The sequence below is a fragment of the Micromonospora sp. NPDC002411 genome, assembly GCF_053592955.1.
Genome location: NZ_JBSFBM010000027.1, coordinates 1 through 14,575, shown reverse-complemented (window position 1 = coordinate 14,575; position 14,575 = coordinate 1). Strand labels below are relative to the sequence as shown.

Here is a 14,575-nt window from a genome sequence, read left to right as displayed (position 1 = left end):
GTCCACCGATGGGCGTACCGCTGCGGGTGGTGTCGTACAACATCCACAGCCAGCGCGACGACACCGCCGCGCTGGCGGCGGTGGTCCGGTCGGCGAAGCCGGACGTGGTGATCGTGCAGGAGGGGCCACGCCGGTTCCGGTGGCGGCAGAAATCCGCCACGTTGGCCGAGTCGTTCGGCCTGGTGGTGGCCGCCGGCGGCCTGCCGGCGTTGGGCAACCTGCTGTTGACCAGCCTGCGGGTCCAGGTGCGGGACACCCGGTGCCAGCGCTTCCCGCTGACCCCTGGCCGGCACCTGCGCGGCGCCGCGTACGCCGACTGCCGGGTGGCCGGCGCCCGGTTCACAGTCGCCGGCTCGCACCTGTCCACCGACCCGGCCGAGCGGCCCGCGCAGGCCGTCGAGTTCAAGCGGGGTCTCGACGCGGCGACCAGCCCGGTGCTGGCCGGCGCGGATCTCAACGAGGGTCCGGACGGGCCGGCCTGGGCGACCGTGTCCCAGGGGCTGACCGATGTCGCGGTGGCGGCCGACCGGGCGGACCGGCTCACCTACTCCTGCCACGAGCCGCGCCGACGCATCGACGCGCTCTTCGTCGACCCGCGGATCACCGTCGTCGACTACGACGTGGTGGACACGCCGCAGACCCGGCGCGCCTCCGACCACTTCCCGGTCCTGGTCGACCTGCTGCTGCCCGGCACCGACTGACCCCGGCGTCGGCTCGCCCGCCGATGTCCGCACGGTAGGACTGGACATCCGGCGTCGTTGTGGAGAGGATTTCGCGGCGACCGGCACGCCTGCCGTACCAAAAGGAGATGTTTCGGTGTCCACCTCCACCGACCACGGCCGGCCCGATCCGGAGGCGACCCCGTCCGCGCTGAACAGCGACGGTCGCCCGGTCTCCGACCGGGGCGACACGGTCTGCGTCATCGGGGCCGGGGCCAGCGGCCTGACGGCCATCAAGAACCTGCGCGAGCACGGCTTCGGCGTCGACTGTTACGAGCGGGAGACCGGCGTCGGCGGCGCCTGGAACTGGCGGCACGACCGCAGCCCGGTGTACGCCAGCACCCACCTGATCTCGTCGAAGCCGTTCACCCAGTTTCCGGACTTCCCGATGCCGGACTCCTGGCCGGACTACCCGCACCACAGTCAGCTGCTGTCCTACTTCGAGCGGTACGCCGACCACTTCGACCTGCGCTCGCACATCTGGTTCGGCACCGAGGTCGTCCGGGTCGAGCCCGCCCCGGGGGAGCGGTGGGACGTGACCACCCGCTCCACCGGCGGGTACGGCCCGGAGCGCACGTCCCGGTACGCCGCCGTGGTGATCGCCAACGGGCACAACTGGTCGCCGAAGCTGCCCCGCTACGAGGGGCTGGAGGAGTTCCGCGGCGAGATCATGCACGCCTCGTCCTACAAGGACCCGGCGCAGTTGCGCGGCAAGCGGGTGCTGGTGGTCGGCGCCGGCAACACCGGTTGTGACATCGCCGTCGAGGCCGCCCAGCAGGCGTCGCGCTGCTGGCACTCCACCCGACGCGGCTACTGGTACGCACCGAAGTTCGTGTTGGGCCGCCCCGCCGACCAGGTGAACGACAGCCTGCTGGCGCTGCGTGTGCCGCTGCGGGTCCGGCAGTGGCTCTACCACTGGACGCTGCGGCTGACCGTCGGCGATCTCACCCGTTTCGGCCTGCCCAAGCCCGACCACCGGGTGTACGAGACGCACCCCATCGCCAACAGCCAGCTCGTCTACTACGTGGGCCACGGCGGGATCGGCCCGGTGCCGGACATCGCCCGATTCCACCCGTACGCCGTGGAGTTGGCCGACGGCCGCGAGATCGACCCCGAGGTGGTCGTCTTCGCCACCGGTTACCTACCGCGCTTCGAGTTCCTCGACGCGTCGGTGTTCGGGGACAGCGCGGGGGCGGGCCGGCCCACCCTGTGGCTCAACGCCTTCACCCCGGGGCACCCGACGCTGGCGGTCGCCGGCCTGGTGCAGCCGGACTCCGGGTTGTTCACCCTGTCGCACTGGCAGACCGTGCTCTTCGCCCGCCTGCTCCAGGCCCGACGGGACCGACCGGAGCGGGCGGCGGCGTTCGCCCAGCGGGTGCGGGAGCGGGCCGGGGAGCGCTACTCCGGGCAGGTCAAGGAGAGCAGCCGGCACTGGTTCGAGGTCGGTCACGCCGACTACCTGCGCGCCGTCCAGCGCGCCCTAGTCGACCTGGAGGGCAAGTGACCGAGCTGCGGATCATGCGGGGCCGGGAGTGGTCACGTCCGGTCCGGCCGGTGCGGCGTGAGGTGCTCAGCGCCCTTCCCGAGCACGAGGAGGGGCGTCCACCGCTGCTCTTCGTGCCCGGTTTCGGGCACGGCGCGTGGGCGTTCGCCGAACACTGGCTGGGTCACGCGGCGTCGCGGGGCTTCCCGGCGTACGCGGTGAGCCTGCGGGGGCACGGGGCCAGCGAGCCGGCGCCGGAGGCGACGCTGCGGGCGTACACCCATGACGTGGTCCAGGTGGCCGCGAGCCTGCCACGGCAGACGGTGCTGGTGGGGCACGGCGCCGGGGCGCTGGTGGTGGCGCACGCGTTGGCCCGCTACCCGGCGCGGGGCGCGGTGTTGGTGGCGCCCGTCTTCGGCGGTTGGGGAGTGCTGGGTGCGGCGCTGCGTCGTAACCCGGCGGGCACGGTGCCGGCGGTGTTCGGCGGGCCGTTGCGGCTCAACCGGGGGCAGTTGTTCAGCCGCGAGTTGCCGGACGAAGAGGCCCGACGGCACGTCGGACGGCTCGGTCGGGCCAGCCGTCGGGCGCAGTGGGCGCTGTTGGGGCAGCCGGAGCCCGAGCCTGCTGTGGGTGCGCCGCCGGTGCTGGTGTTGGGCAGCCCGGACGACCGGGTGGTGCCGGCGTCGACGCTGACGCGGGTGGCCCGCCAGTACGGTTCGGCCCCGCTGCTCTTCCCCGGCATGGGCCACGACCTGATGCTGGACGCGCGGTGGGCGGAGCCGATCGACGCGATCCTGGACTGGTTGGAGAAGGAGCCGGCGGCGCACTGAGGCCACCGGATCGGCGGTCAGCCGCTGGCCTGCTGGGCGGCCGGACTGCCGGCGGGGGTGGCGGGTCGGGGCACCCGCGCGCCGTCCTCGGGGTTGGCGTCGGTGCTGGACAGGCGGCTGACCAGGGTGCCGCCCTCGTCCAGGGCGCGCAGGTAGGAGCGGGCCCAGGCCCGGATGTCGTGCTGCTGCAGGTGGGCGCGCATGGCCCGCATCCGCTGGGTGACGTCGTCCGGGCTGGCCCGTAGCGCCGCGCGCAGACCCTGTTTGAGCCCTTCCAGGTCGTGCGGGTTGACCAGGTACGCCTGGGACAGCTCGGCGGCGGTGCCGGCGAACTCGCTGAGCAGCAGCGCGCCGTCGTCGTCCACCCGGGCGGCCACGTACTCCTTGGCGACCAGGTTCATCCCGTCCCGCAGCGGGGTCACCGCCATCACGTCGGCGACCCGGTAGAGGGCGGCCAGCTCAGCCCGGTCGAAGGGCTGGGTGAGGTAGTGGATCGCCGGTTCGCCGACCCGCCCGAACTCGCCGTTGATCCGGCCCACCTCGCGCTCGATGCGCTCCCGCAGGATCTGGTACTGGCCGACGCGTTCCCGGCTCGGCATGGCGACCTGCACCAGCACGGTGTCGCGGACCTTGACGTCGCCGGTGGCGAGCAGCTCGCTGTACGCCTTGAGGCGCTGCTCGATGCCCTTGGTGTAGTCCATCCGGTCGACGCTGAGGATGACCTGCCGTGGGTCGCCGAGGTCCTGCCGGAGCCGGCGGGCGCGGGCCGCCACGTCCGGTCGGGCGGCGAGCGCGGACATCTCGGCGGTGTCGATGGAGACCGGGAACGCGCCGATGCGGACGACCCGGTCGTCGATGCCGATCCGCCGGTCGGTGGCCGGCAGCTCCAGCACCCGGGTCACCAGTTGGGCGAAATTGTGCGCCGCCTGGGCACGCTGGAAACCGACCAGGTCGGCGCCGAGCATGCCGCGCAGCAGTTCGGCCCGGCGGGGGAGCTGCATGAACAGCTCCGGCGGCGGGAACGGCACGTGCAGGAAGAACCCGATGCGCAGGTCGGGGCGGAGCGCGCGGAGCTGGCCGGGGACCAATTGCAGGTGGTAATCCTGCACCCAGACCACCGCGCCCGGCTCGGCCACCTGGGCGGTCGCCTCCGCGAACCGCTGGTTGACCCGCTGATACGCCTCCCACCACCGCCGGTGGTGCTCCGGCTGCTCCACCGAGTCGTGGTAGAGCGGCCACAGGGTGGCGTTGGCGAACCCTTCGTAGTGGTCGCGGAGATCTTCCGCGCTGAGCGCGACGGTGTGCATCCGGACGCCGTCCACATCCGGCAGGGTGGGGGCGGGCCCGGTGCCGCCGGCCCAGCCGACCCAGGTCGCCGGCGTGTGTCGCAGGAGCGGGTGTAGCGCGCTGACCAGCCCACCCGGGCTGCGCCGCCACTCGCAGGCCCCGTCGGGGGCCTGACTGTCGTCGATGGGGAGGCGGTTGGCCACCAGCACGAGGGAACTCTGTCGCATCTCGGGCATTCCGATCAGCAGAGGACTGACCGCCACGAGCAAGGGAAAACCGGTCAGTCAGCGGGGGAAGTGACGTACAGCGGTATTCCTACTGACAGTAAGTTACACCACTGTTACGGCATCGGCGGGACGGTGCCGTCCCGGAATGCGGGCCCCGATCAGACGACGGCGCCGTTGTCCGGGTCGTCTTCGTCCTCGTCGCCGGGGCGCAACCGCCAGATCAGCGTGACGAAACCGGCCAGGATGCCGGTGAAACCGAACAGGGTGACCGCCGACCTGTCCACCGGGAGCAGCCACGGGAAGAGGAAGAGCGCGAACCCGATGACCACGCCGAGCACGCCGACCACCGCGTACTTGCTGATCCGCGGCAACGGTGGCGGTGGCGGCGGGTGGTAACCCTCGTCGTCGTCCTCGTCGTCGGGCAGGTCGGCGCCGAAGGTGTCCAGCCCGTCCAGCAGCGACGGCTCGTCCGGCCGAGTGCCACGACCGACGGAGATCCCCGAGATGTCGGTCGCGGACGGCAGTCGGCGGACATCGGTGGCGGTCGGACCAGGCTCGTCGGCACCGGATCGGGCCAGCGGACCGGCCGTCGGCTCGTCCCGTTCCTCGACGTTCTCCGAAGCCGGCCACGGGTGGTCGTCCGTCGACGAGGTGGTGTGGAAGCCGGCCACGATCCGTGCCCACTCGGCGTCGATGTCCGGTTCGTCCCGGGCGGGCGGCTGCTCCGGAGCGCTCTCGTCGGAGAGCTGGGTCAGGTAGTCCCGTGCGGTGGTCAGATGCGAACGGTCGACGTAGAGCCGGTCGACCGGCCGGGCCGGAACGGTGGTGGTGCGGGTGACCGGGTTGAGGTCGGCGGAGGGCTGCAGGTAGGCGGCGATCCCGCCGGCTGCCAGCACGTCGAGCAGGTGCTCACCGACGCGCGGATCGACGTCGCCGACGATGGCGTACTCGTTCGCGTCGAGCCCGTTGTCCCGCCGTCCCCGGCGGGCCCCACCCGCTGACACCCGGACATCCCCCTTAACGCGCCTTCCGGCGCGGCCACCCCTGCCCCTCGACGCCCGGTCCGCACGCCGTGCTCTGAATCGTGACACGTCAGGGCATGGTTCCGGGAGTGCGTTGTGTCGCGTCTTCCAAAGTCACGGCTACCGCCGCAGGTCGCGGCGGGGGTCCTTTGTCCGTTCTTGCGCGAGACGTGCGATCTCGGTGATCGTTGACGCCAGGGCGACCCGCCACGCCGAGCGCCGCCCTGCCGACCTGCCACCGACCGGGAACGGAGAGGCGCACGTGGCTGCTGGTGAGTACGAGGAATTGGACATCCCACCGCACCTTCAGACCTTCGCGCAGCGTCAGCACCTCGAATACCGGCAGACGCCGCCGGGGATCGCGCTCTACCTGGGCCTGGGCTCGGCCCTGCTGGGGTTGCTGTTCAGCACCGCTCCGAAGATCCCCGGCGACCGGGCGCTGGGCTACCTGATGCTGGGCGGCGGCGCCGTGCTCCTCGTCGTCTCCCGGGTGCTGCACCGACGCATGCGACGGCGGGAGGAGGAGCTGTACCGCGGGTACCTACAGTGGAAGGAACGGCGGGGTGAGTAGCGCGCCGCGCATCGAGAGGGCGGGATGGACCGGGAATCCGCGGAGTCGGCGGTGGCGGGCGGCGCTGGTGGCCCAGCCGCCGGTGTACCTGCTGGCCACCCCGGCGGCCGCCGCCAACGCGGTGTGACGACGTCGGGCAACTCGGGGCGAAGGCTGTCGGTGTGGGGTCTCATGCTCCTCTTCACCGTGATCCTGTTGCCCGACATCGTGAGGGAGGGAGCCTGGCGTGCCTGGGTCGCAGTGTTTCTCAGCGTCGGGCCTCCCGTTGTCATCCTGCGTGAACTCGCTGCGGTGATCCGACGACGACGGCACTCTGCGAGACCGAAGCAGCCGGACGCCTGACGGCGGGCCGTGCTCGACGGATGTCGAATGTGGTCGTGAGGCCGGACACGCGCCTGGCCTCGGACCGGTCGGTGCGTCAGCCCGCAGCTTCGTCCGTTGTGGTGAGAGCGCGCGCTTCGTAGGCTCGTCGGCGACGCCGGCTGGCGTTGTCGCGGGCACACCACGGGAAAGGACGCCGGTGCTCTACTGGCTGTTGAAGTACGTGCTCCTCGGTCCGCTGCTCAAGCTGATCTTCCGCCCACGGGTGGAGGGGCTGGACCACGTGCCAGCGACCGGCCCGGTGATTCTGGCGAGCAACCACCTCTCCTTCTTCGACTCGATCTTCATCCCGTTGATCGTCTCGCGGAGGGTCACCTTCGTGGCCAAGGCGGAGTACTTCACCGGCAAGGGGATCAAGGGTCGGTTGATGAAGATGTTCTTCGTCGGCACCGGCACGATCCCCGTGGACCGCTCCGGCGGTCAGGCCGCCCGCGCCGCCCTGGACACCCAGTTGCGGGTGCTGCGCGCCCAGGGAGTGGCCGGCATCTACCCCGAGGGCACCCGCTCCCCGGACGGGCGGCTCTACCGGGGCAAGACCGGTGTGGCGCGGCTGGCCCTGGAGAGCGGCGCGGTGGTGGTGCCGGTGGCGATGCTCAACGCCGACGAACTCCAGCCGCCCGGCAGGCTCCTCCCGCGGGTCGGCCAGGTGCGGGTCCGCTTCGGCGCGCCGCTGGACTTCTCCCGCTACGCCGGCCTGGCCGGCGACCGGTTCGTCGAGCGCGCGGTCACCGACGAGGTCATGTACGAGTTGATGGAGCTCTCCGGCCGCGAGTACGTCGACATCTACGCGCAGAAGCTCAAGACGCCAGTCGCCGCCTGAGGCGGCTCAGTGGTCAGTCGCCTGAGGCGGCTCAGTGGTCAGTCGCCCGAGGCGGCTCAACACGCGACCGCCGGCCCGGTCGGGGTGATCGGGCGCCCGGCCAGCGCGAGCAGGCCGGGGGCGTCGTTGCGCAACGCGAAGACGCGTACCTCGGCGAGGGTCTCCCGTGCGCCCGCCGGATCGCCGGCCCGGGTCAGCTCCGCCGCCGCGAACGCCAACGCCAGCACCCGGTCGCTCACGTCCGGGACCCGCCCGTAGGTCTCGGCGGCGGCCAGGTGCAGCTCGGCGGAGCGTTGGTGGTCGCCGTCCGCCGCCGCCAGGGCCGCCGTCACGGTCCGCAACGCCGCCTCCGACCAGGGCGTGCGATGCCCGACCCGGCCGAGCATCGTGCGGACCCGCACCGCCGCGTCCCGACCGCTCAGAGCCGCGGCGTACGCGGCGGCGGCGATCCACTCCCCGCTGGCCAGCGCCGGCACCGCCGACCAGCACCGGTCCAGTTCCTCGATCAGCTCCGCCGCCTCGGCCGCGCGCCCCTGCAACGCCCGGCACAACGCGGCCATGCTCAGCATCGTCCAGTGCAGCCGGTGGAACCCGCTGCGCCGCGCAGTGTCCAGCGCGTCGGCCAGGTCGTCCGGATCGTCGTCGTCGCGCAACACCAGCAGACAGCAACGCAACCCACGCACCTGCATGTCCCAACTGCCGGTGGGCGTGTCCACGAACGCCTCCGCCGCCGTGAGCAGCCGACCGAAGTCACCGTCGAACCAGGCACGCATCGCCTCGGCCGAATAACTGGTGGTCAGGGTCTGACCGCTGGCGGTCCGTGCCGGCGCGGCCGAGAGCAGGGCGTTGGACCGTAGCCAGTCGCCCTCCTCGCGGATCGCGTAGGCGAGGTTCTGGGTGGCCCGGGGCAACGCCAGCAGTTGACCGGCCCGGGCGAACTCGACGATCGCGTGCAACTCGTCCAGGCCCACCCGGTCCCCGGACTGGTAACGGGCCGTGGCCGCGGTGATCCGCGCGTTGGTACGGGTCTCGGTCAGGCCCAACCGCTCGGCGATCTCCGCCGCCGTGTCCGCCGCCGCCACGGCCGGGTCCCGCTCGTAGTTGAGCATGTGCAACCGGCCCATCTCCGCGTACGCGTCCGCCTTCTGCGGACTGTCCGGCAGCGGCTCGAACAGGTGCACCGCGCGATCCAGGCAGGCCAACGCGTCACCACGGTCGGCGCGTAGCCAGGCGGCCTGGCCGAGCAGCGTCCACGCCCGGGCGGCGCAGGCGTCGTCGCCGTGCGACAGCAACCGGTCGGCGAGCGTGTGCACCTGCTCCGCCCCACCCCCGGACAGGAACGCGTTGCCGTCCCGGTAGAACGAGATCTCGGTGCTCAACAACTCCAACTGGAGCCGACCCACCGGGTCGTCGTCGTCGGCCAGGCCGAGAGCCCGGCCCGCGTGGCTGGCCGCCGCGTCCAGCCCGTGCAGCGCGTACGCCCGGCGGGCCGCCCGGTGCAGCGCCTGCCGCGCCGGCCCGGCGTAGCGCCGCACCTCCATGCCCAGCGAGCGGGCGATCTCGTGGGCCGCCCAGCGGTGGTGGGCGAGCACCTCGGCCAGGTCGGTGTCGCGGGAGTGCGACAGCGCGTCGAGCCAGTCGGCGGCCCGCTCGTGCCGGGCCACCCGCTCGGTACGCGGTAACCGCTGGTAGCAGACGTCGCGGACCAGCACGTGGCGGAACCGGAACTCCGCCTGCCCGGCCATCGTCGACGCCGACTGTTCGTGCACGAAGTCGCGCTGTTCGAGTCGGCGCAGCGAACGTTCGACCGACTCGACCGGCTGACCGAGCGCGGCGGCGACCGCGCCGGGCCAGAACTGCACCCCGACGACGGACGCGGCCAGCAGCACCGCGCGGTCCTTGGCGTCCAGCAGGTCCACCCGGTTGGCGATGACCGCGTGCACGCTCTCCGGCATGGTCAGCTCAAGGTGCTTGTCCAGCGACCACCCCCGCCCGGACTGGCGCAGCGCCCCCTGCTCGATCAGCATCCGGACGTACTCGTGCGCGTAGAGCGGGTTGCCGCCGGCCACCTCGATCAACGGGCTCAGCATGTCGGCGGAGAACGCCGCCTGGCCGAACAGGTGCGCGTACAGGGCCGCGATGCCGGTGTCGCGCAGGGGCGGCAGGGTGATGGTCACCGAGCCGGTGATCGTCCCGGCCCAGCTCGGGTCCCGGTCGACCAGCTCCGGACGTGCGGTGCAGAGCAGCAGCAGCGGCACGTCGCGGGCTGCCGCTCCGAGCAGCTCCACGAAGCGCAGCATCGCGTCGTCGGCCCAGTGCAGGTCCTCGAAGACCAGCACCGTGGGTCGTCGGGTGGCCAGCGCCAGCAGGAAGCGACGCCATGCCGACTCCGCCTCCTCGGCCGGCAGCGGCGTGCCGGGCAGCCCGACCAGCGGGCGCAACGCGTCCACCACCCGGTCCCGTTCGCCCGGGCCGATCAGCTCGCTCACTGCGGCGGCCAGCCGCTGCGCGGCGCTGCCCGCCGGGTCGGTGTCGAGGATGCCCGCCTCGGACTTGACGATGTCGGCGAGCGCCGCGAAGGTGACGTTCTCGCCGAACGGCGGGCAGCGGCCGGTCCGCCAGGTCAGCGGCTCGTCGACCAGCCGGCCGGTGTGCCGGTAGAGCTCCCGCAGCAGCCGGCTCTTGCCGATGCCGGCCCGGCCGAAGATCGTCACCACCTGCGGTCGACGGTCGCGCAGCGACCTGTGCAACGCGTTGACGAGCATGCCCAGCTCGTGTTCCCGGTCCACCAACGGTGTGGTGTCCGGCTCCCGGTCGGTGGGCTGGCGACGCAGGGGAGAGAGCGCCAACCACACCTCGGTCGGCGACGACCGGCCGCGCAGGGTGACCGGGGGCTGTTCCTCGTAGCGGATCGCGTCCTTGGTGAGCGCGTGGGTGGTGCCACAGACCAGCACCCCGCCGGGCGGGGCGACGGACTGCATCCGGGAGGCGGTGTTCACCACGTCGCCGGCAACGATCGCCTGCCCACCGTCGCGAGCGGCGGCAACGTCCACCAGTGCCTCGCCGGTGGCGACCCCGACCCGGAACCGCAACTCGGTGCTGCCGGTCGGCGCGAACCGGGTGAGCACCCGTTGCAGTTCGAGACCCGCCCGTACGCAGCGCAACGCGTCGGTCTCGGTGGCGATCGGGGCACCGAAGAGCGCCATCACCGCGTCCCCGATGTACTTCTCGACCACCCCGCCGTACTGACCGACCACCCGGCGGGCGGCGGAGAAGAAGCCGGTCTGCATGCCCCGGACCTGCTCGGGGTCGGCGCGCTCGACGTACGGCGTGAAGTCGATCAGGTCCACGAAGAGCACGCTCACCCGGCGGCGGTCCTCCTGCGGATGGACCGGGGCCGGTCGTTCGGCGCCCGGTCGCGGCGACCCGCACGACGTGCAGAACGTGACGTCCGAGGCGAGTGGGCGCAGACAGTGTGGGCACACAGCCCCCAGCTCGGCGCCGCAGCCACCGCAGAAACGGTCTCCGTCGGCGGCCGTGCGTCCACAGCGTCCACACTGCGCGGCGATGACACCTCCCCCAGAGGCGAACAGGTCGACGCCGGTGGCGTCCCCTGCCGGGAATTATCGCTCTCGTCCGCCGCTGTCAGGTACCGGCCTGTTGGCTTGTGGACAGTCCACCAAGGGACCAGAGCGACTAGATTCAGGCGGCCAGATATCGAGCAGCGACCAGAGGGGGACAGGTCAATGGTGTACGTCAAGCTGGAGAGCGACTGGACCGACGGCAACGGGGTCAGCCACTCCGCAGGCGACTCGGTGGACGTCGACGCGGCCACGCTCGCCACGCTCCAGGCCGAGGGCATCGTCAGCGAGCAGTCGCACGGCCCGGGCGGCGACGGCAAGGGCCCGGACAAGTGGGCCGGGCCGGGCAGCTCCGGGGTGTGACCCCACACCGGTGACGGATACGAACGGCCGGGTCGCCCACGGGCGGCCCGGCCGTTTCGCGTGTGTCAGTGGTGTCAGCGGTCGCTCATGCCGGCGCGACGGCGCAGCGCGGCCACGTCGGTCACCACGATCCGACGCCCCTCGGTACGCAGCCAGCCGCGGCTGGCGAACGAGCCGATCGCCTGGTTGACGCTTTGTCGGGAACCCCCGGCCATCTCGGCCAACTGACTCTGGTTGAGCTCGATCGTGATCATCGGTGCCTGGCTCTCACCGGCCAACCGGACCAGCGTCTTGGCCACCCGACCGGGTAGGTCGAGGAAGACATGGTCGGCGTTCTGCTCGGTGAGCCGACGGATCAGCCCACCCAACGAGCGCATCACCGCGTCCAGGATGCGAGGGTTGGAGTGCACCAGCTCCATGAACGCGCCCCTGGACAGTGCGAGCGCCGCACAGTCCTCGATGGCCTCGGCCGACGCGGACCGGGTCGACGCGTCCAGCAGGGAGACCTCGCCGAGCACGTCGGGTGGTCGGATCACCGACAACACGGCCCGCTCGCCGGTCGGTGCGGTGCGAAAGACCGCCACCGCGCCGCGGCGCAGCACGATCAGTGACTCGCCCGGGTCGTTCTCCACGAAGAGCAACTGGCCCTTGCGGTAGGTGCGCGGAACGGCGGCGGCGATGACACGCTGCCGTACCTCGGGCTCCAACCCGGCGAACATCTCGACACCCGTGAGCGCGTCACCCGGCTCCGGAAGGCGCATCTCCACGGCCCAACCCCTCCCCGGTCATGGACCACAAACTCGCTCACCGGGTGAACCTGATGGCCCTGACAAGGTGAACTGACACCGATTCGGCGTCCGGTAGCGGTACACATCAGATCATGACGGTCCGGTCGCTTGCTGTACACCCCTCGAAGCTTTTCCGTGACCGTCGCGAGCTGGACCCCGCCGGGAACTGTCGCGCGTCGGTGGGCGAAGATGCCCGGAATGGTCTACCGCTATTTCTACGACTGCGAGTTCATCGAGGACGGCACCACCGTCGACCTCGTCTCGATCGGTGTCGTCGACGAGTACGGCCGCGAGTTCTACGCGGTCTCCACCGAGTTCGACGACTCCCGCGCCGTGCCCTGGGTCCGACGCAACGTGCTGGACAAGTTGCCCTCCCCGGCGGACCGGGCCTGGCGGTCGCGTGAGCGCATCCGCGACGACCTGTACGACTTCCTGGTCGAGCCGATCCGGGACCGGCCGGGGGAGCAGTTGGAGCTGTGGGCCTGGTACGCCGCGTACGACCACGTGGTGCTCGCCCAGCTCTGGGGTGCGATGCCGGCGCTGCCCCGGGAGATCCCCCGCTACACCAAGGAGCTGCGGCAGCTCTGGGACGACAGTGGGCGGCCGACCCTGCCGGACGCGGACGCGGCCCGGCACGACGCTCTGGTCGACGCCCGGCACAACCTGGCCCGCTGGCGGGCGATGACGGCCCGCTGACCGCCGGTCGTACCGCCGTAGGTTTGACCGGTTCTGTCCCGGGCATCGGTTCGGCGAACCGAAGCGGAGGAGAGTGCCATGAGCAACGAGCCGACCAGCGCCGCAGAGTCCCGCGTCCGGATCACCGAGCTGGCTCGGGCCGCCCGGATCTGCATGCTCACCACGATCGCGCTGGACGGTCGGCAGGTGAGTCGGCCGATGGGGCTCCAGGAGGTCGAGTTCGACGGCGACCTCTGGTTCTTCGCCTACGCCGACTCGGCCAAGGTCCGCCAACTCCGGGTGAACCCGGAGGTCAACGTCGCCTTCTCCGACCAGAAGCACCACGCCTGGGTGTCGATCTCGGGGACCGCCACCGAGGGGTTCGACCGGGCTCGGGCCGAGCGGTTGTGGAACCCGTTGCTCAAGGCCTGGTTCCCCGGCGGGCTGGACACCCCCGGTCTCACGCTGATCAAGGTGCACGCCACCTCGGCCGAGTACTGGGACTCGCCGGGTAGCACGGTGGTCAACCTCCTCGGCTACGCGAAGGCAGCGGTCACCGGCCGGCCACCGAAGGCCGGCGAGAACCACGAGGTGACCTTCTGAGCCGGGTCGCCACCGGGGCGCGCTGTCGCCTTACCTGCGGGCCGACTACAGTTCGCAGTGACGGCCCGCCCCGGGCCGGCAACGGCGCCGATGGTCTGACCTGACACATACCCTGGGGCATATCGGGCTTTACCTGATGCTCCAGGAGGATGACGGATCATGCGTATCGGCGTGCTCACCGGCGGCGGCGACTGCCCAGGTCTCAATGCGGTCATCCGGGCGGTGGTCCGTAAGGGTGTCGCCACCTACGGTCACGAGTTCGTGGGCTTCCGGGACGGCTGGAAGGGCCCGCTGGAGGGTCTGTCCCGTCCGTTGGGCATCGCCGACGTTCGCGGCATCCTGCCCCGTGGCGGCACCATCCTCGGCTCGTCCCGCACCAACCCGTTCAAGATCGAGAACGGCGTCGAGCGGATCAAGGACAATCTCGCCGAGCAGGGCGTGGACGCGCTCATCGCGATCGGCGGCGAGGACACCCTCGGTGTGGCCACTAAGCTCTACGAGCTGGGCGTGCAGGTGGTCGGCGTCCCGAAGACGATCGACAACGACCTCGGCGCCACCGACTACACCTTCGGCTTCGACACCGCTGTCAACATCGCGATGGAGGCCATCGACCGCCTGCACACCACGGCGGAAAGCCACCACCGCACGCTGGTCGTCGAGGTCATGGGCCGGCACGCCGGCTGGATCGCCCTGCACGCCGGCCTGGCCGGCGGCGCCAACGTGATCCTGCTGCCCGAGCGGCAGTTCGACGTCGACCAGGTGGCCGGCTACGTCGAGAAGCGCTTCCAGCACCAGTACGCCCCGATCGTCGTGGTCGCCGAGGGCGCCCAGCCGCTGGACGGCCAGATGGTCCTCGCCAACCAGGAGCTGGACTCGTTCGGTCACGTCCGCCTCGGCGGCATCGGCCAGTGGCTCGCCGAGCAGCTGGAGGCCAAGACCGGCAAGGAGGCCCGCACCGTGGTGCTCGGCCACATCCAGCGCGGTGGCACCCCGACCGCCTTCGACCGGGTGCTCGCCACCCGCCTGGGCCTGCAGGCCATCGACGCCGTCAACGACGGCGACTGGGGCAAGATGGTCGCGATGCAGAGCACCGACATCGTCCGGGTGCCGCTCGCCGACGCCACCCGCGAGCTGAAGACCGTGCCGCTGGAGCGGTACGCCGAGGCCGAGGTGTTCTTCGGCAGCTGATCGACAGTCGGCGGCGCGGCGGGCCTGCGGGTCCGCC

At 71.6% G+C, this 14,575-nt stretch carries 14 protein-coding genes; 10 read left to right on the top strand and 4 right to left on the bottom strand.

What is annotated here, in order from left to right:
* Positions 1-8: 8 nt before the first annotated feature.
* The 3 genes from ACWCO3_RS05970 to ACWCO3_RS05960 all read left to right on the top strand — a co-directional run bounded on the left by ACWCO3_RS05970 (position 9) and on the right by ACWCO3_RS05960 (position 3,032).
* Positions 9-701, top strand: coding sequence for an endonuclease/exonuclease/phosphatase family protein (locus tag ACWCO3_RS05970; protein WP_145779680.1), 693 nt, complete (start codon positions 9-11; stop codon positions 699-701).
* A gap of 115 nt (positions 702-816) precedes the next feature.
* Positions 817-2,223, top strand: coding sequence for a flavin-containing monooxygenase (locus ACWCO3_RS05965; RefSeq protein ID WP_357935782.1), 1,407 nt, complete (start codon positions 817-819; stop codon positions 2,221-2,223).
* 14 nt (positions 2,224-2,237) lie between these two features.
* Positions 2,238-3,032 (top strand): alpha/beta hydrolase, encoded by a 795-nt coding sequence (locus tag ACWCO3_RS05960; protein ID WP_145785521.1) that lies wholly within the window; start codon positions 2,238-2,240, stop codon positions 3,030-3,032.
* Positions 3,033-3,049: 17 nt separating this feature from the next.
* Here ACWCO3_RS05960 and ACWCO3_RS05955 read toward each other — a convergent pair whose 3' ends face one another.
* Both ACWCO3_RS05955 and ACWCO3_RS05950 read right to left on the bottom strand, forming a co-directional pair.
* Positions 3,050-4,546, bottom strand: a complete 1,497-nt coding sequence (locus ACWCO3_RS05955; protein ID WP_450008720.1) for an alpha,alpha-trehalose-phosphate synthase (UDP-forming) — start codon at positions 4,544-4,546, stop codon at positions 3,050-3,052.
* A 158-nt stretch (positions 4,547-4,704) separates the two neighbouring features.
* Positions 4,705-5,550: a DUF308 domain-containing protein gene (locus tag ACWCO3_RS05950; RefSeq protein ID WP_450008718.1), complete on the bottom strand. Its 846-nt coding sequence runs from the start codon at positions 5,548-5,550 to the stop codon at positions 4,705-4,707.
* Positions 5,551-5,830: 280 nt separating this feature from the next.
* Here ACWCO3_RS05950 and ACWCO3_RS05945 point away from each other — a divergent pair, with 280 nt between their 5' ends.
* The 3 genes from ACWCO3_RS05945 to ACWCO3_RS05935 all read left to right on the top strand — a co-directional run bounded on the left by ACWCO3_RS05945 (position 5,831) and on the right by ACWCO3_RS05935 (position 7,340).
* On the top strand, positions 5,831-6,139 hold the full coding sequence (locus tag ACWCO3_RS05945) for a hypothetical protein (protein ID WP_450008716.1): 309 nt from the start codon (positions 5,831-5,833) through the stop codon (positions 6,137-6,139).
* Entirely contained in the window at positions 6,132-6,266 is a 135-nt protein-coding gene (locus ACWCO3_RS05940) for a hypothetical protein (RefSeq protein ID WP_450008714.1), read from the top strand. Before ACWCO3_RS05945 ends, ACWCO3_RS05940 begins: the two co-directional genes overlap by 8 nt.
* Positions 6,267-6,659: 393 nt before the next feature.
* Positions 6,660-7,340 carry a lysophospholipid acyltransferase family protein gene (locus tag ACWCO3_RS05935; protein ID WP_145779685.1) on the top strand — a complete coding sequence of 227 codons (681 nt, stop codon included), beginning with the start codon at positions 6,660-6,662 and terminating at the stop codon, positions 7,338-7,340.
* Positions 7,341-7,396: 56 nt separating this feature from the next.
* On the opposite strand, the gene ACWCO3_RS05930 is transcribed toward ACWCO3_RS05935, so the two are convergent.
* Positions 7,397-10,933 carry an adenylate/guanylate cyclase domain-containing protein gene (locus tag ACWCO3_RS05930; protein ID WP_145779686.1) on the bottom strand — a complete coding sequence of 1,179 codons (3,537 nt, stop codon included), beginning with the start codon at positions 10,931-10,933 and terminating at the stop codon, positions 7,397-7,399.
* A gap of 153 nt (positions 10,934-11,086) precedes the next feature.
* Here ACWCO3_RS05930 and ACWCO3_RS05925 point away from each other — a divergent pair, with 153 nt between their 5' ends.
* Entirely contained in the window at positions 11,087-11,284 is a 198-nt protein-coding gene (locus ACWCO3_RS05925; protein WP_088949427.1) for a hypothetical protein, read from the top strand.
* A gap of 74 nt (positions 11,285-11,358) precedes the next feature.
* Here ACWCO3_RS05925 and ACWCO3_RS05920 read toward each other — a convergent pair whose 3' ends face one another.
* Positions 11,359-12,051 carry a Crp/Fnr family transcriptional regulator gene (locus ACWCO3_RS05920; RefSeq protein WP_088988366.1) on the bottom strand — a complete coding sequence of 231 codons (693 nt, stop codon included), beginning with the start codon at positions 12,049-12,051 and terminating at the stop codon, positions 11,359-11,361.
* 219 nt (positions 12,052-12,270) lie between these two features.
* On the opposite strand from ACWCO3_RS05920, the gene ACWCO3_RS05915 reads away from it, so the two are divergent.
* From ACWCO3_RS05915 to ACWCO3_RS05905, 3 genes are all read left to right on the top strand, one after another.
* Positions 12,271-12,768 (top strand): polyadenylate-specific 3'-exoribonuclease AS, encoded by a 498-nt coding sequence (locus tag ACWCO3_RS05915; RefSeq protein WP_145785522.1) that lies wholly within the window; start codon positions 12,271-12,273, stop codon positions 12,766-12,768.
* Positions 12,769-12,846: 78 nt separating this feature from the next.
* Positions 12,847-13,350, top strand: coding sequence for a pyridoxamine 5'-phosphate oxidase family protein (locus ACWCO3_RS05910; protein ID WP_145779687.1), 504 nt, complete (start codon positions 12,847-12,849; stop codon positions 13,348-13,350).
* Between the two features lie 159 nt (positions 13,351-13,509).
* Positions 13,510-14,538 (top strand): 6-phosphofructokinase, encoded by a 1,029-nt coding sequence (locus tag ACWCO3_RS05905; protein ID WP_145779688.1) that lies wholly within the window; start codon positions 13,510-13,512, stop codon positions 14,536-14,538.
* The last annotated feature ends 37 nt before the right edge of the window (positions 14,539-14,575 follow it).